Raw genomic sequence first — 26,485 nt, 5'->3', positions numbered from 1 at the left:
GGGAGGCACCCCAGGTCAGACCCCGAAAGGCCCCTCCACAGCGCACCCCCAAGGGTGTACCTCCGCCTCCCTGACCCACGTTTGGAAGGGATTCCGCATGTACCCCGAACACGTCCGCCACGCGCCCCCTGAGCGGGCCGTGGAAGTCCACCAGCCCACCCCCATCACCCCCGCCGCACCGATGCCGATAGCACCGGTCCAGCCGACCACGGTGCCGTCCGTGGCGAGCGTCGTCTTGCCCGACGGACGCGTCGTCACCGGCTATGCCATCAACCCCATGCAGCCCGAATTGATCGCCGCAAAGCCACCCGTTTCCCGGGCGGCCGTGAACGTCGCCCTCGGGGGTGTCGGCTTCCTTGCGGTGTGCGGCGGCCTGCTGCTACTGACCACGTTCATCGCTGCGCTCGCGGCGCTCATCCACCAGCTCATCATCCTGGCCGCCGTGATCTTCGGCGGCTGGATCGCGGTGCAGATATTCAGCGCCGACCGGCACGGCGAGGGCACAAGGGTCAACATCCGCAAAGCGATCTTCAAGCGCAACCACTTCCGCGGCTGACGGCATGAAAACGAGACCCCCTCGTGCCCGAAGCTGCCCATGCCCTCTTGCTAACGGGCGTCGCCCGCTGGTGGGGTTGGCGGCTCGTTGGGCACTCCCAGGTCTTCTCGCATGACGGCACGCATCTCCTTCCACCGCTTCCAGATCCACTCCAGGTAGTCCTGGATGACGTCGAAGGTGTCGCTCTCGTCGGGGTTTCCTTCTTCCAGGCACTTGGTCCTGCGGTATCCCTCGGACAGCGCATTCGCGATGACGTCGAGCTCCTCGAGCACGGCTGGTGAGGCAACCATCTGTACTTCGGCAAACGCCGAGTGGTGGTTCGCGCGGGCTGTTTCGAGTTCTGCCTTGAGCGCGTCGGTGACGTCGCCGTTGCGTACGTGCCACAGGTAGTTCATGAGCTGGATGCGGTAGCGGCGGTTCGCTGCGTTCGCTTCGATGTAGCAGGTCCGGCGCGTACTGAGTTCTTCCCGCCGCTGTTCGCGTTCCCACTGGGCGTGGGCTGCCTGCTGCTGGCGCTCGAACTCCGCCTTCTGGGCCTTTGCGCCGCTACGTTGCGCCAGGACAGGGGAAAGCAGGGTCCCTGTCACGGCGATGGCTGCGGCCAGCACTACAGCCGTGCTTCCCACGGTGCCCCCACGCTGGTCTCGGGCTAGGAATTGGTCCGGTGCGTATTCCAGTGGGCCGCCAGCCATACCCGGTGCTCGGGCCGCAACTCGAACGGGAGCGGCTTGCCGTGGAGTTCGGCGTAGGCGGGATAGACATCCAACCCGGGGTCGGTGTCCAGCAGGCCGGTTTCCGGATCGACCGCGATGCGGCCGTTGTCGAACAAGGTGTGCAGATCCCGGCGCAGCATCAGACCGCCGAAGTCGTGGTGTTCGCCAGATTCGGCGTAGCTGTACAGGTGCGCCGCTTCGAGCACGTCGGCGGGAGCCGGTCCGCTGATGGCGCACTGCTGGCCCTGTTCACGCAGCAGAGCAGCCCTGAACGCCGCCTGGCCTACCCGGGTACGGACCTTCGCGAACCGGTGCCCGCCGGCAATGGGCACGTGCCGGTACTGCTGGACGCCGAGGGCGGAGACGGCCTCGGTGCTTGTCCCTCCGGTCGCCAGGAGCGCGTCCCGCAGGTTCTCCCACTGGGCCGGGCGCATGCTGAGCTGCGATTTCGGCGAGTCACACAGGGCGCGCAACTGCGCCCCGGTCAGCAGGCCGCGGCCGTCGATCCACTGTCGTCCGTGCCGGGACAGGTAGGTGGTGACCGTCTTCACCTTCTGCCCGGGCGCGTCGAAGGTGGCGCCGCACTGCTTGCAGCGGCAGGCCGGCGTCATCCGCAAACGCCGCTTAATATCCGCCTTCTTGCACTGGGGACAGAAGTAGAGCGTCTTCTCTTCGGTGCCGGTCTCGATGCTGTCGATGACCGAGACGCCGATCAACTCCCGCTTATCCCACAGTGCAACGACATCCCCCACGGCCAGACGCGCGTGGTTGGGCACCGTGCTATCCCACCGGTAGTGCTCACGCGGGTTGTCGTCATAGCCGTCATTCCCGCCGTGCTCGCGATCATCCCCCACGGCCAGCAGCAGCCATGCCCTCGTCATTGCGGCCCCTCCTCATCCCCCAGGCCGGGGCAGCCGCTCTCTCGCCAAAGACCGCGGCTGCCCCTCATCCCAGCTCAACCACAGAACTGGAGAGACAAAGCATGACCCACCCCACTGACATCCGGCACCCGTCGGGCCAACTCCCGCGCCTGCTAGACGCCTTCTGCTGCCAGGGCGGCGCCGGAGCGGGCTACCACTTGGCCGACTTCGACGTGACCGGCGTCGACAAAGACCCCCAGCCCCGCTACCCCTTCACCTTCATCCAGGCAGACGCGCTCGAGTTCATCCGCGAGCACGGCGCGCAGTTCGACTTCATCCACGCCTCACCCCCATGCCAGCACGACAGCGAGTGCCAGCGCCTACGAGGCAACACCCACCCGGACCTGATCGCCCCCACACGCGCCGCCCTCGAAGCGACAGGCCGCCCGTGGGTGATCGAGAACGTGCGGGGCGCCCTGCCGAAGCTGCACAGCCCGGTCATGCTGTGCGGACCCATGTTCAACGTGGCCACCTACCGGCACCGCTACTTCGAGCCCGGCGGCGGCTTCACCCTCCCCCAACCCGCGCACCCCGAACACGACGCGCCCCAGGCGAAGATGGGCCGCCCCATCCCGCCCGGCCACTACGGACAATTCGTCGGCAACTTCTCCGGCGTCGGCCACGCCCGCCGCGTGATGGGCGTGCCCTGGATGAACCGCGACGGCATCCGCGAGTGCATCCCGCCCGCCTACGCCCGATGGGTCGGCACCCACGCCCGCTACAGCCTGCGCGCCCTGGCGGTGGCCGCATGAACGCACACCTCATGCGCGCCGCCCTGGACGCCGCCGAGCACGGCTGGCACGTCTTCCCCCTCCGCCCCGGCACCAAGCGGCCCGCCCTGCACGGGGAAGCGACCTGCCCGCTCACGGATGCGTGCGCCAGTGGCCACCTAAAGTGGGAACAACGCGCCACCACCGACCCCGACCGCATCCACACCGCGTGGTCACAGGCGCCGTTTAACGTCGGCATTGCCACCGGCCCTTCCGGACTGCTGGTTGTCGACCTGGACGTGCCCAAGGACAAGGGCAGTTCGGACGCGCCTGCCGGCGCGGCGACCTTTGGGGCGCTCTGCGAGCGCACCGGACACGCCGTCCCCGACACCTACCGGGTGCAGACCGCGAGCGGCGGAGAGCACCTGTACTTCACCGCCCCGGACGGGGTGCGGCTGACCAACACGGCGGGAACCGTAGGCGAGTTGGTTGACACCCGCGCATGGGGCGGCTACGTCGTCGCCGCCGGGTCCACCACCCCCGCCGGAGCCTACGAAGCGCTGTGCGGCCCTGTGGCGGCCCGTCTCCCCGATTGGCTGCACAGCAGCCTGCGACCGGCCCCCAAGACGTCTCAGGCGCCCTCAATGGCCGCAACGGGGCAATCTCGTCGATATGCAGATGTAGCGCTCACCAACGAGGCGCGCAACGTCGCCACGGCCCAACACGGTGAGCGCGAGCGGAAGTTGTTCACCGCCGCACGCGCCCTGGGACGGTTCGTCGCGTGGGGCGACCTCCCCCGGAGTCTGGTCGAGCAGGCTCTTCAGGAGGCGGGAGAGGAGGCTGGACTGTCCGCCGCCGAGTGCCGCTCCACCCTCCGCAGCGCCCTCAACTGGTCCATCACCCACAACCAGACCGGCAGGAGGGCGACGGCATGAGCACCCCTCGCCGCCCCCGCCTGAAGAGCATCACCCCGACCCCGGACGGACCGCCAGACGCCCCACAGCCTGAGGGCACAACGGCAGTAGGCGCGCCGAAGGTCGCCGCCCGCAAGGGCGTCCGCACTGCTTGCGATCCTGACCCGCAGCAGGGCGACGGCCGGTACCCCGTCGCGTGGCTGCACATCCGCGCACCCTACGGCGCCACCCCGTCGGCGACGTCGACGTGCCTGTGCGGCCGGCACCACACCGCCGTCGGCGCACCCCGCGTGCACGCCCTGATCGCCGACCACACCGCCCACCGCGACAACTGCCCGCTCCGCGCACCCCGGGAAGGGAGGCCCGCGGCATGACCGACACCACCACGACCGAGACCGAGGAACTACCGCCGCCGTCCAACCCCATGGCCGTGGCCCGCCGCATCCTTCCCGACTGGCAGACCAGCGACGGACAGCCCGTATGCCGCCGCTGGCGCGCGTCCTGGATGCGCTGGAACAACACCTGCTGGCGGGAGCTGGACGAAGAGCAGGTACGCAAGGCCATGTACGAGCGCCTGGAGCACGCTGTGTACCGGGCGCCGGCCAAGGACGGCCAGACCGAGGAGCGTGCCTGGGCACCCACGAAACCGAAGATCAGCAACCTGCTCGATGCCCTCGGATCAATCACCCTGCTGCCGACCGAGGTCGACGCCCCCACGTGGACCGACCGTGAACACGAGAAGGACGGCGGGCCGATCGTGGCGTGCGAGAACGGGCTGTTGCGCATCCGGGACCGCGCACTGCTGCCCCACACCCCTGGGTTCTTCAACCTGGTGTCCGTCCCGTTCGCCTACCGCCCGGAGGCGACCACGCCGGCCTGGGAAGCGTTCCTGTCACAGATCTGGCCCCACGACCCCGATGCCATCCAGGCCCTTCAGGAGTGGTTCGGCTACGTCCTCTCAGGCCGCACCGACCAGCAGAAGATCCTGCTCATGGTCGGCCCGTCCCGCTCCGGCAAAGGCACCATCGCCCGCGTCCTCAAAGAGCTGGTCGGCAAGGAGAACCTCGCCGGACCCACGCTCGCCGGACTCGGCACCAACTTCGGCCTGTCCACCCTGATCGGCAAGCCGCTCGCGGTCATCGCCGACGCCCGCCTGTCCGGCAACGACAACAGCCAGGTCGTCGAACGGCTGCTGACCATCTCCGGCGAGGACACCATCGACATCGACCGCAAATACCGCGCGGTGTGGACCGGAAAGCTGCCCACCCGGCTGGTGATCCTGTCCAACGAGCTGCCGCACTTCGGCGACTCCTCCGGCGTCATCGCCCGCCGCTTCATCCTGCTCAACATGACCGTCTCCTGGCTGGGCAAAGAAGACCCCACCCTGTTCGACCAGCTCCGGGCGGAGATGCCCGGCATCCTCAACTGGGCCCTGGAAGGGCTCGCCCGCCTCCAGCGCACCGGCCGGATCACCGAACCGGCCTCCAGCCGCGAAGCGGTCACCACCATGCAGGACACCGCCTCACCCACCTCCGCGTTCATCCGGGAACGCTGCACCACCGGACCCACCTGCAGCGTGCCCGTGGACGCGCTGTGGAACGTCTGGCGGGAGTGGGCCGAGGACAACGGCGTCCGCCCCGGAACGAAGCAGGTCTTCGGCCGCAACCTGCTCTCCGTGATCCCCCAACTCAGCCGTTCCCGGCCCCGGGATGAGTACGGCCGCCAGGTGGTCACCTACACCGGGATCACGCTGAACCTGTCCGAACCACATTTGCCTGAGTCGCGACTCATCGCGTCTCAACGCCCCTCTGAGAGCCGCTGAGTGCCGATGAGTCGCGACTCAGCGCAATGTATTTCCAACTCGTGGAGGACACCGTGAGCGCGCCCGCCCCCGAACGGACCGATCCCCGCGCCACCCTCCGGGGCGGCCTCCCGGACCGGTACCTCACCCCCGACGACATCGCCGAGATCTTCGAGGTCCCCAAAGAGACCGTCTACCAGTGGCGCAAGAAGCGGATCGGCCCGCCCGGCTTCCGCATCGGCAAGCACCTTCGCTACGACCCCGCCGACGTACGCGCCTACGTCACCGGCCGCAAGGACATCGACCGCGACGCGGCCTAGCCGAACACCCCACACAGACAGCAGGGAGAGCCGCTAGAAGCGGCTCTCCCTGCTGCGTCTCGAGAGGACCGCCGCCAAATGGCAGGCCACATCCAAGACCGCTGGTACAAGACCGAGACCGACGCCAATGGCAAGACCGTCCGTGCGCGAACCGACCGTTTCGGCAAGGGCCTGCGATACCGCGCCCGGTACATCGGCCCGGACGGCACCGAGAAGAGCAAGTCATTCCCCGACGGACAGAAGCGGCTCGCCGACCAGTGGCTTGCCCACATCGAGGCCGACATGTCGCGAGGCCAGTACATCAATCCCGCCGCTAGCCGGATGACGTTCCGGCAGTACGCCGAGAAGTGGCTCAACACCCAGACCACCGACTTGACTACGCGAGCGTCAGTCGATTCCTCGATTCGCGGCCACGCGATCCCATACCTGGGACCGCGCCCGCTCGGGTCCTTCAAGCCGGAACACATCCGAGACTGGCTCAGCGACCTGGAGCGGGCCGTACCCGCGTCGTCGTACCGGCGCGTGATCTACAACAACGTTTCGACGGTCCTCAACGCGGCTGTTGACGACGGCCACCTGTCGAAGAACCCTTGCCACGCGCAATCCGTGCGGCCCCCTGCTGCGGGAACTGGTCGCGTTGCACCGTGGGCCGCAGAGCGCGTCTTCGCCGTACAGGCAGCACTGCCGGAGCGCTACCGCGCGACGGTTGACCTCGGAGGCGGGTGCGGACTCCGGCAAGGGGAGATCTTCGGGCTTCCGGTCGACGAAATCGACTTTGACTCCGGCTGGCTGCACATTGCGAATCAGGTAAAGGTGACGAAGCAGGGTCTCGTGTTCTCGCCGCCGAAGCGGAACAAGGTTCGTGACGTCCCCTTGCCGGACCGCGTGGCGCGCGTCCTCAAGAGGCACATGGAGACGTTCCCCCCGGTCGAGGTCACGCTGCCGTGGCTCCGACCAGACGGGCTGCTCGTCGCGAAGCGGTTGCTGTTCACCCGCCTCGACGGCGGAGGCGCGGTCCGGCGGACAGACTTCAACGACCGCACCTGGAAGCCCGCCCTCGTCGCGGCGGGAGTCATCCCCGCCCCGAAGCCGGGCGAGCGCCACCAGGCCGCCCGCGAACACGGCATGCACGCCCTCAGGCACTTCTACGCTTCCGTCTTGCTGGACGCCGGCGAGAACATCAAGGCGCTGAGTCACTACCTCGGACACACAGACCCAGGCTTTACGCTTCGGGTCTACACCCACCTCATGCCGAGCAGTGACGCGCGGGCCCGAAAAGCCGTGGATAGTCTGTACTGACTTGACTTTTTCGCGTTACGCACTTCACTTAGGAGCCGCCGTCGGTCAAACCAATGGCGGCTCCGGAAATACCTGAAATGGGTGGCGAAACAACATGGGTCCTCGCAACAACCCATGCAGGCTGATTCACTCACATCATATTCGCCTCATAAGCCACCACTTGCGCCAAATTAAATTTCTCCCAAACGGCTACCTGAGTAATGGCGCTGTGACTGAACCAGACCGAAACCCATTGCTCGCGGACCCTATCCGCGGGAAAGCGCCCGCTCGACACAATCCCTTGCACGACCGCGTAACGGCGGTCACTCAGCACGACGAGGTCAAATTTCGTCCGAAGGCTGAGAATCCTTCTAACGCGATCCGCGATTGCATCCCATTCTGCATCACCTCGATCATGCGCCGGGGTATTCATCGCAATCAGGAGGTTACATTTCAAATTGTGATGAACCGCCGCATCCAGGACCACATTCCCGCCATGACTGTGCGCAAATACCTTATCTAGGCGCCTCTGGTCGTGATTTTTGCACCATACCCTAAGGTCCGCCGCGCCACTCAAGCGATCTACCGCTGTATAGTTCCCCGTCCAGTTAAATTGGTCCCAACCAGCATAGAGATTATCTCCGGCAGACCGGAGGCCCGGCTGACCTCGATCAGCCGTCGGCGTGCGTTGTAGATACCGAAAGAGCCGACCATTCCACCTCCACCAAGTGCTGCGCGGTTTGAGCCTAGCAAACGTGCCATGCACGGTGATGGAGAAGACTTCCCCTTCGCCCCTCCCGCCGCCTTTTCTTTGACGCTTCCGAGGCCGCTTACGCCTCTCCGAATGCTGCCCTTTACCAGCTTCCACTTTCTTGCGCCCCTGCGATCTCCAAGAATGACCGTGAGTGGGGGTTTTCTTGAGCGCCTCATGGTCCGGATCTACGCGACAGAGCGCGTCTACCGATATAGCCCTCAGCGTAGGATCACGAGATTGACAGCCTTGACTCAGGGCCGAAGTGACCTCATAGCACACGGTAAATCCCTCTATCCAGGCAAGCTGCGCCGCAGAGGTGGCCCGAATTATTAGATGCGGCGAGGAGAGTCCCACATTGAGCAACGTTGCAGCGGCCTGACTGCTGTGCTCCGTCGAGCAAATCCGCCACACTTCGCGAAGAGCTCTCCGATTCCCTCCTGATGCGCGTTTCCACGACCTCATGACTGCGGTCACTTGATGCTGCACCAGGTTAGGGAGGTAAGGCTTCGGATATGCCTTAGCAGCATCATCCCACAGGGCGCGAAGGACACCCTGCAATCTTCTAGATTTGGCGTATTGCACGGCATCACGCGTCGTGAATTTTCCGCCCAGGGGAGCAACTTTAGGTATGCATAGGCGCTTTACTTCATCTTCGCTTGAGAGCAGAATGTCTGCATTTCCGCTTAGCTGGAGCCCTAGGCCGACGATCTGGGCAGCTTGCGACCACAGTGCGCTGCGAGACCGACTTGCGAATGCAGAATCCCCTGCGAGAGGCTCCGTGATCAGAAAGTCAGGCATATTGTCCCCAATTACCAGCTAACCGATCAGGTTGCGATAAGTCGCCCTGTCAACTCAGCTTAAGAGTCATGCCTGAGGGACGCCACTCGGAGACAGCGCCAAACCTGCTGTCAGTAGCCTAAAACCGGGATCACCTGCTCGGCAGAGCAGGCCTACTGCGACGTGAGCAACCGCATCCCCTTATCGCGACCAGCGGGCGCCGTGTCCTGACGGCCCAGAGACGGCCCAGGACCAGTGAGACGCCATCGGGCTGACGGTCCGCGACCGTCAGCCCCATCCACCGCATCAGCGGGAAACAAGCACTGACCTGCGCCTACAGCACCGGCAGGTTCTTCCGCAGCTCGAACGCGGTGACCTCGGAGCGGTACTCGTGCCACTCCGCCTGCTTGTTGCGCAGGAAGAAGTCGAAGACGTGCTCGCCCAGGGTCTCGGCGACCAGGTCGCTGCGCTCCATCAGGGCCAGGGCCTCGCCGAGGTTCTGCGGGAGGGGCTCGATGCCCATGGCGCGGCGCTCGGCGTCCGACAGGGCCCAGACGTCGTCCTCGGCGCCCGCCGGGAGCTCGTAGCCCTCCTCGATGCCCTTGAGGCCGGCGGCCAGCAGGACGGCGTAGGCGAGGTAGGGGTTGGTGCCGGAGTCGATGGAGCGGACCTCCACGCGCGCGGAGCCGGTCTTGCCGGGCTTGTACATCGGGACCCGGACCAGGGCGCTGCGGTTGTTGTGGCCCCAGCAGATGTACGACGGGGCCTCACCGCCGGCGCCGGCCGTGCGCTCCGAGCCGCCCCAGATGCGCTTGTAGGAGTTCACCCACTGGTTGGTGACCGCGGAGATCTCCGCCGCGTGCCTGAGCAGACCGGCGATGAAGGAGCGGCCGACCTTGGAGAGCTGGTACTCCGAGCCGGACTCGTAGAACGCGTTGCGGTCGCCCTCGAAGAGCGAGAGGTGGGTGTGCATGCCGCTGCCCGGGTACTCCGAGAACGGCTTCGGCATGAACGTCGCCTGGACGCCCTGCTCCAGCGCCACCTGCTTCATGACCAGGCGGAAGGTCATGATGTTGTCCGCCGTGGACAGCGCGTCGGCGTAACGCAGGTCGATCTCCTGTTGGCCCGGGGCGCCCTCGTGGTGGGAGAACTCGACCGAGATGCCCATCGACTCCAGCATGGTGATCGCCTGGCGGCGGAAGTCCATGCCGATGTTCTGCGGGGTGTGGTCGAAGTAGCCGGAGTTGTCCGCCGGGGTCGGGCGCGTGCCGTCGAGCGGGCGGTCCTTGAGCAGGTAGAACTCGATCTCCGGGTGGGTGTAGAAGGTGAAGCCCAGGTCGGAGCCGCGGGTCAGGGCGCGCTTGAGGACGTAGCGCGGGTCGGCGAAGGACGGGGAGCCGTCCGGCATGAGGATGTCGCAGAACATGCGGGCGGTGCCGGGGGCCTCGGCGCGCCAGGGCAGGATCTGGAAGGTCGAGGGGTCCGGCTTGGCGATCATGTCGGACTCGTAGACCCGGGCAAAGCCCTCGATCGCGGAGCCGTCGAATCCGATGCCCTCGTCGAAGGCCTGCTCGAGCTCGGCCGGGGCCACGGCGACGGACTTGAGGAAGCCCAGCACGTCCGTGAACCACAGGCGTACGAACCGGATGTCGCGCTCCTCCAAGGTCCGGAGCACGAACTCCTGCTGCTTGTCCATCTTCCGCTTCCCCATCCTTGCTGGTCAGGCCGCCTGTCTCCCTGTCCCGCAGGAGGCGGTCGGGCACCTGAGCATCACACCACAACAGCATTTCATGCGCGTTGCAGACCTTGATCGATGTGGCGACGCGGGTCTGAATGCCTCGCATACGGCGGGTGTACGGCTCCACTGCCCATCTTGCCTGCTCGGACTGACATCCGTAATGCCCCGCCCCACCTCGCACGTGAGGAGCGCCACGCCGTTTTAATTTGCATCTCAGATGCAAGTTTAACTAGCGTGCGGTTGTACCGAGTTCACGAGGAGCCCCGATGCTTTCCGAGTCAGCCGCAGCCACCGTGCGCGCCACCCTTCCCGCCGTCGGCGCGTCGCTCGCAGAGATCACGGAGCGGTTCTACGCCGGGCTGTTCGCCGCCCGCCCCGAGCTGCTGCGCGACCTCTTCAACCGCGGGAACCAGGCCGCCGGCACCCAGCGCCAGGCGCTGGCCGGGTCGATCGCCGCGTTCGCCACGCACCTGCTGGAGCACCCGGACCGGCGGCCGGACGCGATGCTGTCCCGCATCGCCCACAAGCACGCCTCGCTGGGCATCACCCCCGAGCAGTACGAGCTCGTCCACGAGCACCTCTTCGCCGCCATCGCCGAGGTCCTCGGCGAGGCCGTCACCCCCGAGGTCGCGGCCGCCTGGGACGAGGTCTACTGGCTGATGGCGAACGCCCTCGCCGCCATCGAGAAGCGGCTGTACGAGGAGTCCGCCGAGACCGGCTGGCGGCGCTGGGAGGTCGTGGAGCGGTTCGCGGAGACCGCGGACGTGGCCACGTTCCGGCTGCGTCCGGTCGACGGCGAGGAGGTCGCGGACTTCCGCGCGGGCCAGTACGTGTCGGTGCGCGTGGAGCTTGCGGACGGGGCCCGTCAGATACGGCAGTACAGCCTCTCCGGGGCGCCCTGCTCGACGATCCGGCAGATCAGCGTCAAGCGGGTGTCCGGCGACGGTGCGGCGCCCGACGGCGAGGTCTCGAACCACCTGCACGCGCGCGTGCGGGAAGGTGACGTCCTGGAGCTGTCCGCGCCGTACGGCGACCTCGTCCTCGACGACAGCGACGGCACGCCCCTGCTGCTCGCCTCCGCGGGCATCGGCGTGACCCCGATGGTCGCCATGCTCGCGCGGCTCGCCGAGACCGCCCACCGCGCCCCGGTCACCGTCGTCCACGGCGACCGCTCCCCCGCGGACCACGCCCTGCGCGTCGACCACGAGGCCTACGCCGAGAAGCTCCCGGACTCCTCCGCGCACTTCTGGTACGAGGCGGACGCGGCGCCGGGCACCCGCGCCGGCCTCGTCGACCTCACCGACGTCGCCGTCCCCGAGGGCACGCGCGCGTACCTGTGCGGCCCCCTCCCCTTCATGCGCGCGGTCCGCACCCAGCTCATCGAGAAGGGCGTCGCCCCGGCCGACATCCACTACGAGGTCTTCGGCCCGGACCTCTGGCTGACCCGGGCCTGAGCCGAGGGCGGCGACGGAAGCGACCGAGCGGGCCGGCATCCCTGGGGTGCCGGCCCGCGGAGGTCAGCGGACCGCCGGCATCCCCAGCAGCAGTGCCCCCGTGGGTCCCGCCACGATGTCCTGCACCGTCACCGGGTCCAGCGAGGCGAAGAACGCCTCCTGGGCGCGGCGGAGTTCGCCGCGCAGGCGGCAGGCGGGGGCGAGGGGGCAGGGCGTGGAGCCCTCGCAGTCGACGACGTCGCCGTCGCCCTCGAAGGCGCGGACGACGCCGCCCACGGAGGCCGTGCGGCCCTTGGCGGTCAGCGAGAGGCCGCCGCCCCGGCCGCGGCGGGCGTCGAGCAGCGCCATGTGCTGGAGTTCGGCCACGACTTTCGCCGCGTGGGTGTAGGGCACGTCCATGTCGGCCGCGACCTCACGCGTCGTGGGAGTGGCGTCACCGGCGACCGCGAGCCGCATGAGCACGCGCAACGCGAGGTCGGTGGATCGGAGCAGCCGCATACCACCACCCTAAATAATGCGCATCTCGGGTTCAACTTATCGGCCGGATCCTGTCGGGTTCCTGTCGATCCGGCCAATCCCGCGACCTGCCTACGGGACGTCCCGCCCACCCCACTACCATCAGCGAACCCGACCGTCCCTTTTCCCGAAGGACACCCCCATGGGCTCCGCCAACAAGACCACCGGTGCGGCACGCAAGGCGCGGATAGAGGAGATGCGGCGCGCCGAGCAGTCCCGGCAGCGGCGCAACCGGATCCTGACGGTGGCCGCGAGCGTGGTGGTCGTCGCCGGGCTGGTGGTGGGCGGCGTCTACGTCGTGAAGTCGCAGGACGACGGCAAGAAGGACACGGCGAGCGACTCCAAGGCCCAGGGCTCGGGGCACTTCGTCACCGGTGCGGACGGCGTGCGCACCTGGACGGGCAAGCTGACCCGCAACCACGTCCAGAAGACCGTGGACTACCCCATGCACCCGCCCGTCGGCGGCGACCACAACCCGGTCTGGCTCAACTGCAACGGCAACGTCTACACCAAGGCCGTCAAGGACGAGAACGCCGTGCACGCGCTGGAGCACGGCGCGGTCTGGGTGACGTATACCGACAAGGCGGCCAAGAAGGACGTGTCCGCGCTCGCGGCGAAGGTCAAGCAGACGCCGTACTCGCTGATGAGCCCGTACGCGAACCAGTCCGCGCCGATCGAACTGTCGGCCTGGGGCCACCAGTTGAGCGTCAAGAGCGCCGACGACCCGAAGGTCGCCAAGTTCTTCCAGACATACGTGCAGGGCAAGCAGACCCCGGAGCCGGGCGCCTCCTGCACGGGCGGGACGATGTGACGTGAAGGCGTACATCGGCTGGATCACCGGGGCCACGGCGGCGGTGCTCGTCGCGGCCGGCGCGATCACCTACGCGGTCGCCGAGGACGGCGGCGACTCCGGCCCGAGCACACCGGCGGCCGAGTCCGCCGACGCCGGTTTCGCCCGCGACATGGCGGTGCACCACCAGCAGGCCGTCGAGATGTCGTACATCGTCCGTGATCGCACGAAGAACACCGAAGTGCGGCGGCTCGCCTACGACATCGCGCAGACGCAGGCCAACCAGCGCGGCATGCTGCTCGGCTGGCTGGATCTGTGGGAGCTGCCGAAGGTGTCGGCGAAGCCGCCGATGTCCTGGATGGGCATGGGTGACATGCCCGAGCGCGGGGACGGCTCGCTGATGCCCGGCATGGCGACGAACGCGGAGATGAGGAAGCTCGGCACCCTCGACGGCAAGCAGGCGGAGATCTTCTACCTCCAGCTGATGACGGACCATCACAAGGGCGGCGTCCACATGGCCGAGGGCTGCGTCGCCAAGTGCACGGTCGGCGTGGAGAAGAGCCTCGCGCAGGGCATGGTGAACGCCCAGCGGTCGGAGATCGGACTGATGGCGGACATGCTCAAGGAGCGTGGCGCACAGGCCCGTTCTTAACGCCACCGAAGGAACGAAAGCCCCAAATCGCCCAGCCTGACGGTTCCTTGGGCTTCTCTTGGCTTATCCATCACCCTGGCATGAACGGTTCATCGCAAGAGTGGCCCCTATCGCTTGATCCACTGCCCGCGCCTCCGCCGCGGTTCGGGACACCAGAGGCAGGCGCGACCGACACATGCGAAGAACCGCATCGCAGGGGGTTCTATGAGATCCAATCGCGCCACGATGCGCGCCGCGAGCATGGCAGCGACACTGCCCATGATCGCCGGTGCGCTGGCGCTCGGCATACCCGCGGCGCACGCCGCGGACAACCCTGGCCGTCACACTCTCGCGGGCACCAAGCCCGCGTGGGCGACGGCCAAGGCGGACAAGGGCGCTACATCGAACAGCGCCCAGGTCTCCGCCCGGGTCTACCTGGCCGGCAAGGACGCGGCGGGCCTCGCCGCGTACGCGAAGGCCGTCGCCGACCCGAGTTCGGCCTCGTACGGCAAGTACCTCAGTGCCAAGCAGGCGCAGTCCCGCTTCGGCGCGACCAAGGCGCAGGTGGCCGCGGTCAAGTCGTGGCTGAAGTCCGCGGGCCTGAAGGTCACGGGCGTCACGCAGCACTACGTCTCCGTCACCGGTGACGTGGCCGCCGCCGAGAAGGCGTTCGGCACCCAGCTGCACAACTTCACCAAGGGCTCCAAGACGTACCGCGCGCCGTCGAAGACGGCCTCGGCGCCCGACAGCCTCAAGGGCGCCGTCCTGACCGTCACCGGTCTGGACAACGCGCCGCACAAGGCGGACCACAAGGACCAACTGCCCGGTCCCGCCGCGGTGTTCAAGAACTCCGGGCCGTTCTCCTCGTACTACGGCTCCAACGTCGCCAGCACCCTGCCGGACGCGTACGGTCACAAGATCCCGTACGCGGTCAAGGGGTACACCGGCAAGCAGCTGCGCGCCGCGTACGGCGCCGGCTCGTACACCGGCAAGGGTGTCCGTGTCGCCATCACGGACGCGTACGCCTCGCCGACCATCGCCTTCGACGCACAGACCTACGCGAAGGCACACGGCGACGCCACCTGGAAGACGGGCCAGCTCAGCCAGGTGCTGCCCAAGAAGTACACGAACACCAAGCCCACCGAGTGCGACGCGTCGGGCTGGTACGGCGAGGAGACCCTGGACGTCGAGGCCGTGCACGCGGTCGCGCCGAACGCCAACGTCACGTACGTGGGCGCCGCCTCCTGCATGGACGACGACCTGCTCGACTCGCTGAGCAAGGTCGTCGACAACCACCTGGCCGACATCGTCTCCAACTCCTGGGGCGACATCGAGGCCAACCAGACGCCGGACCTGGCGGCCGCGTACGACCAGGTCTTCCAGTTCGGCGCGGTCGAGGGCATCGGCTTCTACTTCTCCTCCGGTGACAACGGCGACGAGGTCGCCAACACCAAGACGAAGCAGGTCGACACCCCCGCCAACTCGGCCTGGGTGACGGCGGTCGGCGGTACCTCGCTGGCGGTCGGCAAGGACGACAAGTACCAGTGGGAGACCGGCTGGGGCACGGAGAAGGCCGCCCTGTCCGCCGACGGCAAGAGCTGGGTGGGCTTCCCCGGCGCCTTCACCTCGGGCGCGGGCGGTGGCACCAGCAAGACGGTGCCCGAACCGGCGTACCAGAAGGGCGTCGTGCCGAACGCGCTGGCCACGGCCAACAACGCGGCCGGCAACCGGGTCGTCCCTGACATCTCGGCGATCGCCGACCCCAACACCGGTTTCAAGGTCGGCCAGACGCAGACCTTCCCGGACGGGTCGGAGCAGTACAGCGAGTACCGCATCGGCGGCACCTCGCTCGCCGCTCCGGTGATCGCGGCCGTGCAGGCTCTGGCCCAGGAGGCGCGCGGCGGCAAGGCGATCGGTTTCGCCAACCCGACGATCTACTCCAAGTACGGCTCGAAGCTGTACCACGACGTCACGGACAACCCGGTGGGCTACGGCCTGGCGGTCGCCCGTGTCGACTTCGTGAACGGCGTCGACGCGTCGGGCGGTCTGTCCACCTCGGTCCGCTCCCTCGGCAAGGACAGCTCGCTGTCCGCCGTGAAGGGCTACGACGACGTCACCGGCGTGGGCACGCCCGCGGACGGCTACGTCAACTCGTACAAGGGGCACTGAGGCACCGCCGGCAACGGCAGCCTGAAGGGGCGCGGGGTGGGTTCACCCCGCGCCCCTTCGCCGTGCCCGGGGCGCCCCCACCCCCCGCACCGCGGATTGCGTCGCTCTGACGATTACACTGGGGCACGTGCCTGAATTGAACTTCTGGTCGATCTATCAGCATGGCTTCGCACGGGTCGCCGCGTGCACGGGCCACACCGTCATCGCGGACCCGCCCGCCAACGCGGAGGCGGTCCTGCGCCACGCGCGCCGCTGCTCCGAGGAGGGCGTCGCCGTCGCGGTCTTCCCCGAGCTGGTGCTGTGCGGCTACTCGATCGAGGACCTGCTGCTCCAGGACGCGCTGCTCGACCAGGTCGAGGCGGCGCTCGAACAGGTGGTGGCCGGCTCGGCCGGGCTGCTTCCGGTGCTGGTCGTCGGGGCCCCGCTGCGCCACCGCAACCGCGTCTACAACTGCGCGGTGATCGTGCACCGCGGCCGCGTCCTCGGCGTCGTGCCCAAGTCGTACCCGCCGTACTACCGCGAGTTCTACGAGCGCCGGCAGATCGGCGACGGCGCCGACGAGCGCGGCGGCTCGATCCGGGTCGGCGGCGAGAGCGTGCCGTTCGGCGTGGACCTGCTCTTCGCCGCCGCCGACGTCCCCGGTCTCGTGCTGCACGCGGAGATCTGCGAGGACATGTGGGTGCCGGTGCCGCCCAGCGCCGAGGCCGCCCTCTCCGGCGCGACCGTCCTGGTCAACCTCTCCGGCAGCCCGATCACGGTCGGGAGGGCCGAGGACCGCAAGCTGCTGTGCCGCTCGGCGTCCTCCCGCTGCCTGGCCGCGTACGTCTACGCGGCGGCCGGCCTCGGCGAGTCGACCACCGACCTGTCCTGGGACGGCCAGGCCATGGTGTACGAGAACGGCGCGCTGCTGGCCGAGACCGAGCGCTTCCCGCTCGGCGACGAGTACGCGGTGGCGGACGTGGACCTCGACCTGCTGCGGCAGGAGCGGATGCGGATGGGCACGTTCGACGACAACCGCCGTACCCACAAGGCGCGGACCGACGACTTCCGCACGGTCTCCTTCGAGCTCGATCCGCCCCTCACCGACCTGGGGCTGCGCCGCCGCCTGGAGCGCTTCCCGTTCGTGCCGGCCGACGCCGACCGGCTCGCCCAGGACTGCTACGAGGCGTACAACATCCAGGTCGAGGGCCTTCAGCAGCGGCTCGGGGCGATCGGCGGCCCGAAGGTCGTCATCGGCGTCTCCGGCGGTCTGGACTCCACGCACGCGCTGATCGTCGCCGCGCGCGCCATGGACCGCGCCGGCCGCCCGCGCAGCGACATCCTGGCCTGGACCCTGCCCGGTTTCGCCACCAGCGACCACACCAAGGACAACGCCCACAAGCTGATGAACTCGCTCGGCGTCACCGCGGCCGAGCTCGACATCACGCCCACCGCGCGGCTGATGCTCAAGGAGATGGACCACCCGTTCGCCTCCGGCGAGCCGGTCTACGACGTCACCTTCGAGAACGTGCAGGCGGGTCTGCGCACGGACTACCTCTTCCGCCTCGCCAACCAGCGCGGCGGCATCGTGCTCGGCACGGGTGACCTATCGGAGCTGGCGCTCGGCTGGTCCACGTACGGCGTGGGCGACCAGATGAGCCACTACAACGTCAACGGCGGCGTGCCGAAGACCCTGATCCAGCATCTGATCCGCTGGGTCATCAGCAGCGCCCAGTTCGACGAGGAGACCGGCAAGACGCTCGCCGCGATCCTCGACACCGAGATCAGCCCCGAGCTGGTGCCGGGCGAGGAGATGCAGTCGACGGAGTCGAAGATCGGCCCGTACGCGCTGCACGACTTCACGCTCTTCCATGTGCTGCGGTACGGGTTCCGTCCGTCGAAGATCGCGTTCCTGGCGTGGCACGCCTGGCACGACGTGGAGGGCGGCGAGTGGCCGCCGGGCTTCCCCGACGCGAAGCGGGTCGCGTACGACCTCGCCGAGATCCGGCGGTGGCTGGAGGTGTTCTGCCGACGCTTCTTCGCGTTCGCGCAGTTCAAGCGCTCGGCCATGCCGAACGGGCCGAAGGTGTCGGCGGGCGGTTCGCTGTCACCGCGCGGCGACTGGCGCGCGCCGTCCGACGGCAACGCACGGGCCTGGCTGCGGGATCTCGCGCGTTTCGACGACCCTACGACCTGAGCGCGCCGACGAAGGGGGCCCAGGCGGCGGCGATGAGGACCGCGGGGCCGTCGGGGTCCTTGGAGTCCCGGACGGGGACGCGTCTGGCGACAACGCGACGGCCCTGAGCCGATCGTACGACCGGCGGTACACACCTCCGCCCGCTCGGCTTCGAAGTCCGCCTGTGCGCCACGGAGTTGGTGACGAGTGATCGACCATGTCGGCACGGGCACACCCGCGTCGAGGTCACCGATCCGGACCCGTGCGCTGCCGACCCTCCTGTCCGGCCCCGGGAGCGGACCGCAAGACGGTCTGGTGCGTGCTGGGCGAACCGTAGCGGCGAGAGCCGCCCTCAGGACGGTTGGCGACGGGTGGGAGCGAGCGTGCTCCAGCCGGATTCCAGCAGTTCGAAGGCGCGGGTGACGGCCTGGCGGGGGTCGTCGTGACCCTGGGCGGCACGAGGTGCCACGAGGGCGAAGTGGGCGAGAGCGGTGCAGGCGGGATCGTCCGCGGGAAGTCCGCCCTCCACCGCGATGACGTGCGCCAGGGCGGCGGTGTGGCGCAGCCACATGTTCTGGTGGTAGTCGCGCAGGGCGGGGGTGTCGTTCACCAGGCGGAGGAAGGCCGCGAAGCGGGGGTCGCCGTCCGCGGTGAGGAGCCGGGAGCGCAGTGCGTGCTCGCGCAGCGCCGCGGGGACGGACTGACCCTCGGGCCGTTCGCGCACCGCGGCGAGCAAAGCCGCCTCCACGTCGTCCTCCTCGTCGAAGACGAGGGCCTCCTTGACCGGGAAGTGCTTGAACAGCGTCGTGGTGGACACGTCGGCGGCGTCCGCGATCTCGCGGATGCCGACATCGTCGTATCCGCGCTGGAGGAACAGGTGCAGGGCGGCGTCCGCGATGGCCCGGCGAGTGGCTGCCTTCTTGCGCTCTCGGCGGCCCTGGGGCGCCGGCGCGGCGGTGGGTGCGGTGTCGGTCGTGGTGTCGGGCATGCCCGCAGCCTACCGCCAAGGTTGCACTGTTTCAAAAGTTGAGTCGTTGCACTTATTGCCTCGGTGTGCTTTTCTTTGGACTCCTCCTCACCCACCGGCAGCCGCGGCACAGCCGTGTGCGCGTCACGAGCGGAGACCACCATGAACGCCACCCCCGCACCCCGTATCGCCATCATCGGCGCCGGCCCTGGCGGCCTGACCTGCGCCCGTATCCTCCAGCGGCACGGCATCACCGCCACCGTCCACGACCGGGACACCGGTCCCGGCGCCCGGAACCAGGGCGGCACCCTGGACCTGCACGCCGACAACGGCCAGATCGCCCTGCGCGAAGCCGGACTGCTCGACGCCTTCTTCCGGCTGGCTCGCCCCGAGGGGCAGGAGATGCGCCAGCTGGACACGGCCGGCACGACGCTCTTCCACCATCTCCCCGAGGAGGGGGAGCAGTTCAAGCCGGAGATCGACCGCGGCCAACTGCGTGACCTGCTGCTCGACTCCCTGCGGCCGGGCACCGTGCGCTGGGGCCACACCCTCAGGGAGGTCTCCGGCCCCGCCGGCGGACCGCGGACCCTGCACTTCGCGAACGGCGCCACCGCCGAGGCCGATCTCGTCATCGGCGCGGACGGCGCCTGGTCCACGGTCCGCCGAGCCGTCTCCCGCGCCACTCCCGAGTACAGCGGCGTGAGCTTCCTCGAGGCCCGGTTCGACGACGTCGACGACCGGCACCCTCGCATCGCCGAGCTGGTCGGCCAGGGCAGCGCCGCGGCGGCCGACGGAGAGCGCTGCCTGTTCGCCCAGCGCAACAGCGGAAACCACATCCGTGTCTACATCGTCCAGCGCGTCCCCGCCGACTGGATCACCGCCGCCGGCCTGACGCCCGAGGACACCGACGGCATCCGCCGCGTCCTGCTGGAGCGCTACGCCCACTGGTCGCCCCGTATGCGCGAGTTGATCGCCGGCAACGACGGCCCCTACGTCGACCGACCGATCTTCGCCCTGCCGGTGCCGCACACCTGGGAGCACCACCCCACCGTCACCCTGCTCGGCGACGCCGCCCACCTCATGCCCCCGCTCGGCGTCGGCGTCAACCTCGCCATGCTCGACGCCTGCGAACTCGCGCTGGCCGTCGCGCACAGCGACACCGTCGACGAGGCCGTCCGCGCCTACGAGAAGACCATGGTGCCCCGCTCCACCGAGACGGCCCGGCTCCTCGACGGCGCCGCCGCCGGGCTGCTGTCCACGGAACTGCCCGACTTCGCCGGCGCGGCCCGGGACTGAACGCCCGCTCCGGAGCGGGCCGTTGGAGCGGCCTGTCAGTGCCGGTGCAGTGGTGAGCGCGCCGAGGCGACGGGCCCGGAGGCGGAGCCCAGGTCAGCGGTGCAGCACCCCCGACCGTTCCGGCACGTGCGCTGCGACCACGCGGCCCACCCGGACGACCTCCCGCCGCCGGTCCACCGCGTACGCCGTGCCCGCCACGCCCAGGCCGAGTACGGCCAGTGCCGCGCCGGTCAGCGCGGGGGACGTGACGCCGAACCCGGCCGCCAGGGCCAGGCCACCGATCCAGGCGCCGCCGGCGTTCGCCAGGTTGAAGGCGGCCTGGTTGGCCGACGAGGCCAGGGAGGGGGCCGCCGACGCCTTCTCCATGACCATCAGCTGGAGGGGCGAGCCGGTGATGAAGGCCGCCGCGCCGAGCAGGATCACGGCGAGGGCCGCGCTCCACTGCGTCGACATGAGCAGCGGGAACAGGGCCAGGACGGTCACCAGCGACAGCAGGCCGCCGAACAGCGTCCCGCGCAGGGAGTGGTCGGCCAGGCGTCCGCCCGCCAGGTTGCCGATGGTCGCGCCGACGCCGAAGAGGGCGAGCAGCAGCGTCACGCTGGTCTCGGCGTACCCGGCGGCGTCCGTGAGCATCGGCGTGATGTAGCTGTAGGCGGCGAACAGCGCGCCGAACCCGGCGACCGTGGTGCCGAGGGCCAGCCAGACGGGCAGGGAGCGCAGCGCGGCCAGTTCGCCGCGCAGGCCGGCCGCCGGGGCGGCGTGCGTGTGGTCGTGCGGGATCAGCAGCGCGAGCGCGGCGATCGCCGCCAGGCCGATCGCGCCGACGCCGAGGAAGGTGGCGCGCCAGCCCAGGTGCTGTCCCATGAGCGTGGCGACCGGGACGCCGGCGACGTTGGCGACGGTGAGTCCGAGGAACATCAGCGACACGGAGCGCGCCTTGCGCTCCGGCGCCACCATGGTCGTCGCGACGACGGCACCCACGCCGAAGAAGGCGCCGTGCGGCAGCCCGCTCAGGAAGCGGGCTGCCAGGAGCGAGTCGGGGCCGGGGGCGAAGGCGGACAGGGTGTTGCCCACCACGAACAGCGCCATCAGGCCGATGAGGACCGTACGGCGGGACATCCGGGAGGTGAGCGCGGCCAGCAGCGGGGCGCCGATGACGACGCCCAGCGCGTACGCCGAGACCAGGTGTCCCGCGGCGGGGATCGAGATGTGCAGGTCGTCCGCGACGTCGGGCAGCAGTCCCATCATCACGAACTCGGTCGTGCCGATACCGAAAGCGCCGACGGCCAGAGCGAGCAGGGCCAGGGGCATGAAGGAGCCTGTTCCTTTCGGGGAGCAGAGGTACGTGTGTTCCACCGTCTAAGTTCAGTTGCGGAACAAACTCTGCCAGGCTCAGAATTCCCAGGGGTTAAGAGCCGGTGTCCAGGTTCACACGGGCCGCGATCGGAAGGTGGTCGCTGCCGGTCGCGGGCAGCGTCCACGAGCTCACCGGCTCGACGCCCTGGACCAGGATCTGGTCGATGCGCGCCATCGGGAACGAGGCCGGCCAGCTGAACCCGAAGCCGCTGCCCGCCGCGCCCTGCGTGGAGCGCAGCTGCGCGGTGACCCCGTTCAGGGCGCGGTCGTTCATGGTGCCGTTGAGGTCGCCGAGCAGCACCTTGCGCTTCAGTGGCTCGTTCGCGATGGCCTCGCCCAGCGCGTCGGCACTCGTGTCACGCTGACGGGCGGTGAACCCGGCCTCCAGCTTGACGCGGACCGAGGGCAGGTGGGCGACGTAGAAGGCGACGTCTCCCCCGGGGGCGGCGACCGTGGCGCGCATGGCCCGGGTCCAGCCCAGCTTGATGTCGACGGCCTTGACGCCGGTCATCGGGTACTTGCTCCACAGCCCGACGGTGCCCTGCACCGAGTGGTACCTGTACGTCGAGGCCAGCGCCCGCTCGTAGACCGGGACCACCGACGCCTTCAGCTCCTCCAGGGCCACCACGTCCGCGCCGGAGGCGGCCACGTCGCGGGCCGTGCCCGCGGGGTCGGGGTTGTCGGCGTTGACGTTGTGCGTGGCGACGGTGAGGTCACCGCCGCTGCCGGTCTTGTCGGTGAGCAGGCCGCCGAAGAGGTTCAGCCACACGGCCACCGGCACCACCAGCGCGATCAGCGCGGTGACCGACTTGCGCAGCAGCCCGATCAGCAGCAGCACCGGCACCAGCAGGCCGAGCCAGGGCAGGAAGGTCTCGGTGAGACTGCCCAGGTTGCCGATCCTGTTGGGGATCCGCGCGTGCAGCAGCATCACGAGCGCCAGGAGCACGGCGACGGCCGCCGTCACGATGCCGCGGCGCCAGATTCTCGGATCGCCCCGCCAGCCGGAGAACAGACGGTTCAGCAGGCGGCGGAAGCGGTCGCCCCGGTGCTCGGGCCCCGAGCCGCCGTTGCCGGTCTCCGTCACGTACGCCTGCTGCGCCATACCGCGTCGCCTCACTGCCTGCCGTGCCCACCGTCCGTCCCCCGTGTCTACGACCCTAGGGGATGTCCGGCTTCGATCTCGCCGTCCGGTGACGGCCGTACGGGCAGTGGGACGAAGAAGTCGGGGCGGTGAGTTCCGAATTCGCGGACGGAAAGCGTGCTCTGTGACGGAACGCGCACATACCGGCTGGACGGAAAGCTAGCTGACGGGCCGTAGCCCTTCGAGCACTGTGTCGACGATCTCCTCCGAGAGGCCCTCGGGCAGGTCCGCGTCCGGGCGCATGACACTGCGCAGCAGCATCGGGCCGACGACGATGTCGTTGAGCAACTCGACGTCGACGTCTGCCCGGATCTCGCCGTTCGCCTGCCCCCGCCGCAGCACCTCGACCTGGAGCCGGCGGCGCGGTTCGACGACGGCGGCCTGGTACGCCCGCCAGATCCTCGGGCTGCTCTTCATCTGGGCGAAGACGTTGTGCAGCAGCGCCGAACTCCGGGTCATCACCCCGCGCCTGCGCAGCTGTTCCAGCATCGCCACCAGGTCGTCGCGCATCGAGGTGCCGGGCAGCTCGGGGTCCGGCGGCTCGGCGGCGCGGATGACGTCGACGAAGAGCTCCTCCTTGCCGTTCCACCGCCGGTAGATGGTGGCCTTGCCGACTCCCGCGGTGCGGGCGATGCGCTCGATGGAGAGCTCGGCCAGCGGCACGCCCTCCTCCAGGAGCCTCATCACGCCCTCGACGATGGCGCGCTCGACGGCCTCACTGCGGGGGCGGCCCCTGGTGGGCGCCCCGGGATCGGCTTGGCTGTCGGCGAGGCTCACGTCACTGCGTCCCTTCGGTGTGCTGGTCCGATTCTCCCTTGCGCACGGCACCCCTGAGCAGCCGGGAAGGAGTCATTCCGTCACTGTCACCAACTCCTGCTGCTCCTCGCCCTTCTGACGGGCCGGCGGCTTGCCGGGCAGGAAGAGGAAGACCACGAGCGCGCCGAGCAGCGCGACGACCGTGCCGCACAGGGCGGTGACGTGCATGGCGTGCAGGAAGGCGTCGTTGGCCGGGGTGATCAGGCCCTTGCCCTGCGGGCCGAGCTTCGCGGCGACGCCGAGCGTGGCCTCGATGGACTCGCCGGCGGTATCCCTGAGGCCCTTCGGGAGCAGGCCCAGCTTGTCCTCGATGCCGGTGCGGTACGCCGTGGACAGCACCGAGCCGAGCACGGCGATGCCGAGCGCGCCGCCGACCTGGCGGAAGGTGTTGCTGAGCGCGGAGGCGGAGCCCGCCTTCTCGCGGGGCAGCGCCTGCATGATGACCACGCTGGTCGGGGTCATGACGTGCGCCATGCCCGCGCCCATGAAGAAGAAGACGACCTCCAGGACCCAGATCGGGGTGTCCGCCTCGAAGCCCGCGAAGGCGGCGAGCATGCCGGCGAGCACCAGCAGACCGGCCCCGGTGGTGGCCTTGTTGCCGAACCGGTCGACGACCAGCCGGGCCCGCGGCGCGAAGATCATCTGCGCGGCGGCCAGCGGCAGCATCAGCAGCCCGGACTGCAGCGGCGAGTAGCCGCGCACGCTCTGGGTGTAGAAGACGGAGAAGAAGGTCACGCCCATCAGCGCGAAGAAGACCAGCGCTATGGCGGCCATGGCGGCCGAGAACACCTTGTTCTTGAAGTACGTGACGTCCAGGGACGGGTGGTCGCTGCGCTTCTCGAACACCACGAACAGGGCGAGCACGAGGGCGCCGGCGCCGATGGTCGCCAGCACGGTCGGGTCCGTGAAGTCGGCGAGCTGGCCGCCCTTGATGATGCCGTAGACGAGCAGGACGAGGCCGATGACGGACAGGACCACGCCGATCGGGTCGAGCCGGCCCGGCTTCGGGTCGCGGGAGTCCGGCACCAGCCACACCATCAGCGCGAGCGCCAGGAGCACGATCGGCACGTTGATCAGGAAGACCGAGCCCCACCAGAAGTGGTCGAGGAGCAGACCGCCGGTGATCGGGCCGATGGCGATCGCGAGGCCGACGCCGCCGGCCCAGATGCCGATGGCCTTGGGCTGCTCGTCGCGCTCGAAGACGTTCATGAGGACGGCGAGGGTGGCCGGCATGACGAAGGCGGCGCCGAGCGCCATCAGCGCGCGGAAGGCGATGAGCTGGGCCGGCGAGCCGGACTCGGCGGCCAGCGCGGAACCGATGCCGAACACGACGATGCCGCCGAGCAGCACTTTCTTGCGGCCCACCCGGTCACCGATGAGGCCCGCCGTGAACAGCAGGCCCGCGAAGACGAGCGTATAGGCGTTGATCGCCCACTCCAGCTCACTCTGCGTGGCGCCGAGGCCGGTCGGAGCCGGGGTGGAGATCGTCTTGATCGCGACGTTCAGGATGGAGTTGTCGAGCACCACGATCAGCAGGCTCAGCATCAGCACGCCGAGGATCGCCCAGCGGCGCCGGTGCACCTCTTCGGGGATCCGGCCGGCAGTGGCAGGTGGAGTGGTCATGCGCACCAGCTTAGGTAATTAGAATACGAGACCGTACCGTATCGAAATGATTTTACTCAGCCCTTACGCAGGCCGTCCCTCGGGCGCTTCATGCGTGACGTAGGTCCCCTTGGCTCGGGCTGGCACGAGGTGCCACCATGGACGTGATCCGGGGACGCCGTCAGGGCGCCTCGAGATGACTGAAGGAGCCGTTGTCATGACGCAGCTCTCGGCTGCCCAGCCTGCGCAGAACAAGCCCTCCGACGGCAGCAAGGCGCTGTACGGGGGCAAGAGCACGCGCCGCGTCACCGTGCGCGACATCGCCCTCGCCAAGGAGCGTGGCGAGAAGTGGCCCATGCTCACCGCCTACGACGCGATGACCGCGTCCGTGTTCGACGAGGCCGGCATCCCGGTGCTCCTCGTGGGCGACTCGGCGGGCAACTGCCACCTCGGGTACGAGACGACCGTGCCCGTCACCATGGACGAGATGACCATGCTGTCGGCCGCGGTGGTGCGCGGCACGCAGCGCGCCCTGATCGTCGGCGACCTGCCGTTCGGCTCCTACCAGGAGGGCCCGGTGCAGGCGCTGCGCTCGGCGACCCGGCTGGTCAAGGACGCCGGTGTCGGCGCCGTCAAGCTGGAGGGCGGCGAGCGCTCGCACGAGCAGATCCGGCTCCTGGTGGAGTCCGGCATCCCGGTGATGGCCCACATCGGCCTGACCCCGCAGTCCGTCAACGCCATGGGCTACCGCGTCCAGGGCCGCGGCGAGGAGGCGGCCCAGCAGCTGCTGCGCGACGCGAAGGCCGTGCAGGACGCGGGCGCGTTCGCGGTCGTGCTGGAGCTGGTCCCGGCGGAGCTGGCGGCCGAGGTGACGCGGGTGCTGCACATCCCGACGGTGGGCATCGGCGCAGGTCCCGACACCGACGCCCAGGTCCTCGTCTGGACCGACATGCTCGGCCTGACCCCGGGCCGGGTGCCGAAGTTCGTCAAGAAGTACGCCGACCTGCGTGAGGTCATGGGCAACGCCGTCAAGGCGTACGCCGAGGACGTCGTCGGCGGGACCTTCCCGGCCGAGGAGAACTCCGTCCACTGAGCCACTGCGGCACCAAGG

At 69.0% G+C, this 26,485-nt stretch carries 24 protein-coding genes and 1 pseudogene; 14 read left to right on the top strand and 11 right to left on the bottom strand.

The window, feature by feature from the left end; genetic code table 11:
• Nucleotides 1-97 precede the first annotated feature (97 nt).
• On the top strand, nucleotides 98-556 hold the full coding sequence (locus tag ACIBN2_RS13915; RefSeq protein ID WP_399134548.1) for a hypothetical protein: 459 nt from the start codon (nucleotides 98-100) through the stop codon (nucleotides 554-556).
• A 50-nt stretch (nucleotides 557-606) separates the two neighbouring features.
• Here ACIBN2_RS13915 and ACIBN2_RS13910 read toward each other — a convergent pair whose 3' ends face one another.
• Both ACIBN2_RS13910 and ACIBN2_RS13905 read right to left on the bottom strand, forming a co-directional pair.
• Complete coding sequence (locus ACIBN2_RS13910) at nucleotides 607-1,182, bottom strand: hypothetical protein (protein ID WP_399134546.1); 576 nt, start codon at nucleotides 1,180-1,182, stop codon at nucleotides 607-609.
• A gap of 23 nt (nucleotides 1,183-1,205) precedes the next feature.
• Nucleotides 1,206-2,150: an HNH endonuclease gene (locus tag ACIBN2_RS13905; RefSeq protein WP_399134545.1), complete on the bottom strand. Its 945-nt coding sequence runs from the start codon at nucleotides 2,148-2,150 to the stop codon at nucleotides 1,206-1,208.
• Nucleotides 2,151-2,251: 101 nt separating this feature from the next.
• On the opposite strand from ACIBN2_RS13905, the gene ACIBN2_RS13900 reads away from it, so the two are divergent.
• The 6 genes from ACIBN2_RS13900 (at nucleotide 2,252) to ACIBN2_RS13875 (ending at nucleotide 7,233) form a co-directional block, all read left to right on the top strand.
• Nucleotides 2,252-2,941 (top strand): SAM-dependent methyltransferase, encoded by a 690-nt coding sequence (locus tag ACIBN2_RS13900; RefSeq protein ID WP_399134544.1) that lies wholly within the window; start codon nucleotides 2,252-2,254, stop codon nucleotides 2,939-2,941.
• On the top strand, nucleotides 2,938-3,834 hold the full coding sequence (locus ACIBN2_RS13895; protein ID WP_399134543.1) for a bifunctional DNA primase/polymerase: 897 nt from the start codon (nucleotides 2,938-2,940) through the stop codon (nucleotides 3,832-3,834). The genes ACIBN2_RS13900 and ACIBN2_RS13895 overlap by 4 nt, the downstream gene beginning before the upstream one ends.
• Nucleotides 3,831-4,187 carry a hypothetical protein gene (locus ACIBN2_RS13890; protein ID WP_399134542.1) on the top strand — a complete coding sequence of 119 codons (357 nt, stop codon included), beginning with the start codon at nucleotides 3,831-3,833 and terminating at the stop codon, nucleotides 4,185-4,187. The genes ACIBN2_RS13895 and ACIBN2_RS13890 overlap by 4 nt, the downstream gene beginning before the upstream one ends.
• On the top strand, nucleotides 4,184-5,635 hold the full coding sequence (locus tag ACIBN2_RS13885; protein WP_399134541.1) for a phage/plasmid primase, P4 family: 1,452 nt from the start codon (nucleotides 4,184-4,186) through the stop codon (nucleotides 5,633-5,635). Before ACIBN2_RS13890 ends, ACIBN2_RS13885 begins: the two co-directional genes overlap by 4 nt.
• A gap of 26 nt (nucleotides 5,636-5,661) precedes the next feature.
• Nucleotides 5,662-5,934 carry a helix-turn-helix domain-containing protein gene (locus ACIBN2_RS13880; protein ID WP_399134540.1) on the top strand — a complete coding sequence of 91 codons (273 nt, stop codon included), beginning with the start codon at nucleotides 5,662-5,664 and terminating at the stop codon, nucleotides 5,932-5,934.
• Nucleotides 5,935-6,012: 78 nt separating this feature from the next.
• Nucleotides 6,013-7,233 carry a tyrosine-type recombinase/integrase gene (locus ACIBN2_RS13875; protein WP_399134539.1) on the top strand — a complete coding sequence of 407 codons (1,221 nt, stop codon included), beginning with the start codon at nucleotides 6,013-6,015 and terminating at the stop codon, nucleotides 7,231-7,233.
• 130 nt (nucleotides 7,234-7,363) lie between these two features.
• Here the strand turns inward: ACIBN2_RS13875 and ACIBN2_RS13870 are convergent, their stop codons facing one another.
• Together ACIBN2_RS13870 and ACIBN2_RS13865 are read right to left on the bottom strand one after the other, a co-directional pair.
• Nucleotides 7,364-7,699, bottom strand: coding sequence for a hypothetical protein (locus tag ACIBN2_RS13870; protein WP_399134538.1), 336 nt, complete (start codon nucleotides 7,697-7,699; stop codon nucleotides 7,364-7,366).
• Between the two features lie 1,378 nt (nucleotides 7,700-9,077).
• Nucleotides 9,078-10,439 (bottom strand): glutamine synthetase family protein, encoded by a 1,362-nt coding sequence (locus ACIBN2_RS13865; protein ID WP_399134537.1) that lies wholly within the window; start codon nucleotides 10,437-10,439, stop codon nucleotides 9,078-9,080.
• A gap of 308 nt (nucleotides 10,440-10,747) precedes the next feature.
• On the opposite strand from ACIBN2_RS13865, the gene ACIBN2_RS13860 reads away from it, so the two are divergent.
• On the top strand, nucleotides 10,748-11,935 hold the full coding sequence (locus ACIBN2_RS13860; RefSeq protein WP_399134535.1) for a globin domain-containing protein: 1,188 nt from the start codon (nucleotides 10,748-10,750) through the stop codon (nucleotides 11,933-11,935).
• Nucleotides 11,936-11,998: 63 nt separating this feature from the next.
• Here ACIBN2_RS13860 and ACIBN2_RS13855 read toward each other — a convergent pair whose 3' ends face one another.
• Nucleotides 11,999-12,433: an RrF2 family transcriptional regulator gene (locus ACIBN2_RS13855; protein WP_399134534.1), complete on the bottom strand. Its 435-nt coding sequence runs from the start codon at nucleotides 12,431-12,433 to the stop codon at nucleotides 11,999-12,001.
• 160 nt (nucleotides 12,434-12,593) lie between these two features.
• Here ACIBN2_RS13855 and ACIBN2_RS13850 point away from each other — a divergent pair, with 160 nt between their 5' ends.
• The 4 genes from ACIBN2_RS13850 to ACIBN2_RS13835 all read left to right on the top strand — a co-directional run bounded on the left by ACIBN2_RS13850 (nucleotide 12,594) and on the right by ACIBN2_RS13835 (nucleotide 18,217).
• The gene (locus tag ACIBN2_RS13850; RefSeq protein ID WP_399134533.1) at nucleotides 12,594-13,262 is read left to right on the top strand and encodes a DUF3105 domain-containing protein; all 669 of its coding nucleotides are present in this window, start codon (nucleotides 12,594-12,596) and stop codon (nucleotides 13,260-13,262) included.
• 1 nt (nucleotide 13,263) lies between these two features.
• Complete coding sequence (locus tag ACIBN2_RS13845) at nucleotides 13,264-13,893, top strand: DUF305 domain-containing protein (protein WP_399134532.1); 630 nt, start codon at nucleotides 13,264-13,266, stop codon at nucleotides 13,891-13,893.
• A 204-nt stretch (nucleotides 13,894-14,097) separates the two neighbouring features.
• On the top strand, nucleotides 14,098-16,041 hold the full coding sequence (locus tag ACIBN2_RS13840) for a protease pro-enzyme activation domain-containing protein (protein ID WP_399134531.1): 1,944 nt from the start codon (nucleotides 14,098-14,100) through the stop codon (nucleotides 16,039-16,041).
• A gap of 127 nt (nucleotides 16,042-16,168) precedes the next feature.
• Nucleotides 16,169-18,217, top strand: coding sequence for an NAD(+) synthase (locus ACIBN2_RS13835; protein WP_399134530.1), 2,049 nt, complete (start codon nucleotides 16,169-16,171; stop codon nucleotides 18,215-18,217).
• Here the strand turns inward: ACIBN2_RS13835 and ACIBN2_RS13830 are convergent.
• Both ACIBN2_RS13830 and ACIBN2_RS13825 read right to left on the bottom strand, forming a co-directional pair.
• Entirely contained in the window at nucleotides 18,207-18,389 is a 183-nt protein-coding gene (locus tag ACIBN2_RS13830) for a DUF397 domain-containing protein (protein ID WP_399134529.1), read from the bottom strand. The two genes, ACIBN2_RS13835 and ACIBN2_RS13830, sit on opposite strands and share 11 nt — an antisense overlap.
• A gap of 159 nt (nucleotides 18,390-18,548) precedes the next feature.
• Complete coding sequence (locus tag ACIBN2_RS13825; RefSeq protein WP_399134528.1) at nucleotides 18,549-19,184, bottom strand: TetR/AcrR family transcriptional regulator; 636 nt, start codon at nucleotides 19,182-19,184, stop codon at nucleotides 18,549-18,551.
• 141 nt (nucleotides 19,185-19,325) lie between these two features.
• Here ACIBN2_RS13825 and ACIBN2_RS13820 point away from each other — a divergent pair, with 141 nt between their 5' ends.
• Nucleotides 19,326-20,459 carry an FAD-dependent oxidoreductase gene (locus ACIBN2_RS13820; protein ID WP_399134527.1) on the top strand — a complete coding sequence of 378 codons (1,134 nt, stop codon included), beginning with the start codon at nucleotides 19,326-19,328 and terminating at the stop codon, nucleotides 20,457-20,459.
• A 93-nt stretch (nucleotides 20,460-20,552) separates the two neighbouring features.
• Here ACIBN2_RS13820 and ACIBN2_RS13815 read toward each other — a convergent pair whose 3' ends face one another.
• The 4 genes and pseudogenes from ACIBN2_RS13815 to ACIBN2_RS13800 all read right to left on the bottom strand — a co-directional run bounded on the left by ACIBN2_RS13815 (nucleotide 20,553) and on the right by ACIBN2_RS13800 (nucleotide 25,395).
• Nucleotides 20,553-21,770 carry an MFS transporter gene (locus ACIBN2_RS13815; protein ID WP_399134526.1) on the bottom strand — a complete coding sequence of 406 codons (1,218 nt, stop codon included), beginning with the start codon at nucleotides 21,768-21,770 and terminating at the stop codon, nucleotides 20,553-20,555.
• Between the two features lie 97 nt (nucleotides 21,771-21,867).
• A pseudogene (locus ACIBN2_RS13810) lies at nucleotides 21,868-22,816 on the bottom strand (endonuclease/exonuclease/phosphatase family protein).
• Nucleotides 22,817-23,115: 299 nt separating this feature from the next.
• The gene (locus ACIBN2_RS13805; protein ID WP_399134525.1) at nucleotides 23,116-23,733 is read right to left on the bottom strand and encodes a TetR/AcrR family transcriptional regulator; all 618 of its coding nucleotides are present in this window, start codon (nucleotides 23,731-23,733) and stop codon (nucleotides 23,116-23,118) included.
• Nucleotides 23,734-23,805: 72 nt separating this feature from the next.
• Nucleotides 23,806-25,395, bottom strand: a complete 1,590-nt coding sequence (locus ACIBN2_RS13800) for an MFS transporter (RefSeq protein WP_399134524.1) — start codon at nucleotides 25,393-25,395, stop codon at nucleotides 23,806-23,808.
• 196 nt (nucleotides 25,396-25,591) lie between these two features.
• On the opposite strand from ACIBN2_RS13800, the gene panB reads away from it, so the two are divergent.
• Nucleotides 25,592-26,467: a 3-methyl-2-oxobutanoate hydroxymethyltransferase gene (gene panB / locus ACIBN2_RS13795; protein ID WP_399134523.1), complete on the top strand. Its 876-nt coding sequence runs from the start codon at nucleotides 25,592-25,594 to the stop codon at nucleotides 26,465-26,467.
• The last annotated feature ends 18 nt before the right edge of the window (nucleotides 26,468-26,485 follow it).

The organism is Streptomyces sp. NPDC050534 (assembly GCF_044457745.1).
Classification (GTDB): domain Bacteria; phylum Actinomycetota; class Actinomycetes; order Streptomycetales; family Streptomycetaceae; genus Streptomyces.
This window is presented reverse-complemented; position numbering and strand designations above follow the sequence as displayed.

Bases quoted from the DNA above. Each gene is read 5' to 3' on its own strand.
- ACIBN2_RS13820 (WP_399134527.1), top strand. From the start codon at position 19,326: ATGAACGCCACCCCCGCACCCCGTATCGCCATCATCGGCGCCGGCCCT.
- ACIBN2_RS13840 (WP_399134531.1), top strand. From the start codon at position 14,098: ATGAGATCCAATCGCGCCACGATGCGCGCCGCGAGCATGGCAGCGACA.
- ACIBN2_RS13885 (WP_399134541.1), top strand. From the start codon at position 4,184: ATGACCGACACCACCACGACCGAGACCGAGGAACTACCGCCGCCGTCC.
- ACIBN2_RS13875 (WP_399134539.1), top strand. From the start codon at position 6,013: ATGGCAGGCCACATCCAAGACCGCTGGTACAAGACCGAGACCGACGCC.
- panB (WP_399134523.1), top strand. From the start codon at position 25,592: ATGACGCAGCTCTCGGCTGCCCAGCCTGCGCAGAACAAGCCCTCCGAC.
- ACIBN2_RS13890 (WP_399134542.1), top strand. From the start codon at position 3,831: ATGAGCACCCCTCGCCGCCCCCGCCTGAAGAGCATCACCCCGACCCCG.
- ACIBN2_RS13915 (WP_399134548.1), top strand. From the start codon at position 98: ATGTACCCCGAACACGTCCGCCACGCGCCCCCTGAGCGGGCCGTGGAA.
- ACIBN2_RS13865 (WP_399134537.1), bottom strand. From the start codon at position 10,439: ATGGACAAGCAGCAGGAGTTCGTGCTCCGGACCTTGGAGGAGCGCGAC.
- ACIBN2_RS13860 (WP_399134535.1), top strand. From the start codon at position 10,748: ATGCTTTCCGAGTCAGCCGCAGCCACCGTGCGCGCCACCCTTCCCGCC.
- ACIBN2_RS13900 (WP_399134544.1), top strand. From the start codon at position 2,252: ATGACCCACCCCACTGACATCCGGCACCCGTCGGGCCAACTCCCGCGC.
- ACIBN2_RS13895 (WP_399134543.1), top strand. From the start codon at position 2,938: ATGAACGCACACCTCATGCGCGCCGCCCTGGACGCCGCCGAGCACGGC.
- ACIBN2_RS13880 (WP_399134540.1), top strand. From the start codon at position 5,662: ATGTATTTCCAACTCGTGGAGGACACCGTGAGCGCGCCCGCCCCCGAA.
- ACIBN2_RS13825 (WP_399134528.1), bottom strand. From the start codon at position 19,184: ATGCCCGACACCACGACCGACACCGCACCCACCGCCGCGCCGGCGCCC.
- ACIBN2_RS13815 (WP_399134526.1), bottom strand. From the start codon at position 21,770: ATGCCCCTGGCCCTGCTCGCTCTGGCCGTCGGCGCTTTCGGTATCGGC.
- ACIBN2_RS13800 (WP_399134524.1), bottom strand. From the start codon at position 25,395: ATGACCACTCCACCTGCCACTGCCGGCCGGATCCCCGAAGAGGTGCAC.
- ACIBN2_RS13905 (WP_399134545.1), bottom strand. From the start codon at position 2,150: ATGACGAGGGCATGGCTGCTGCTGGCCGTGGGGGATGATCGCGAGCAC.
- ACIBN2_RS13850 (WP_399134533.1), top strand. From the start codon at position 12,594: ATGGGCTCCGCCAACAAGACCACCGGTGCGGCACGCAAGGCGCGGATA.
- ACIBN2_RS13855 (WP_399134534.1), bottom strand. From the start codon at position 12,433: ATGCGGCTGCTCCGATCCACCGACCTCGCGTTGCGCGTGCTCATGCGG.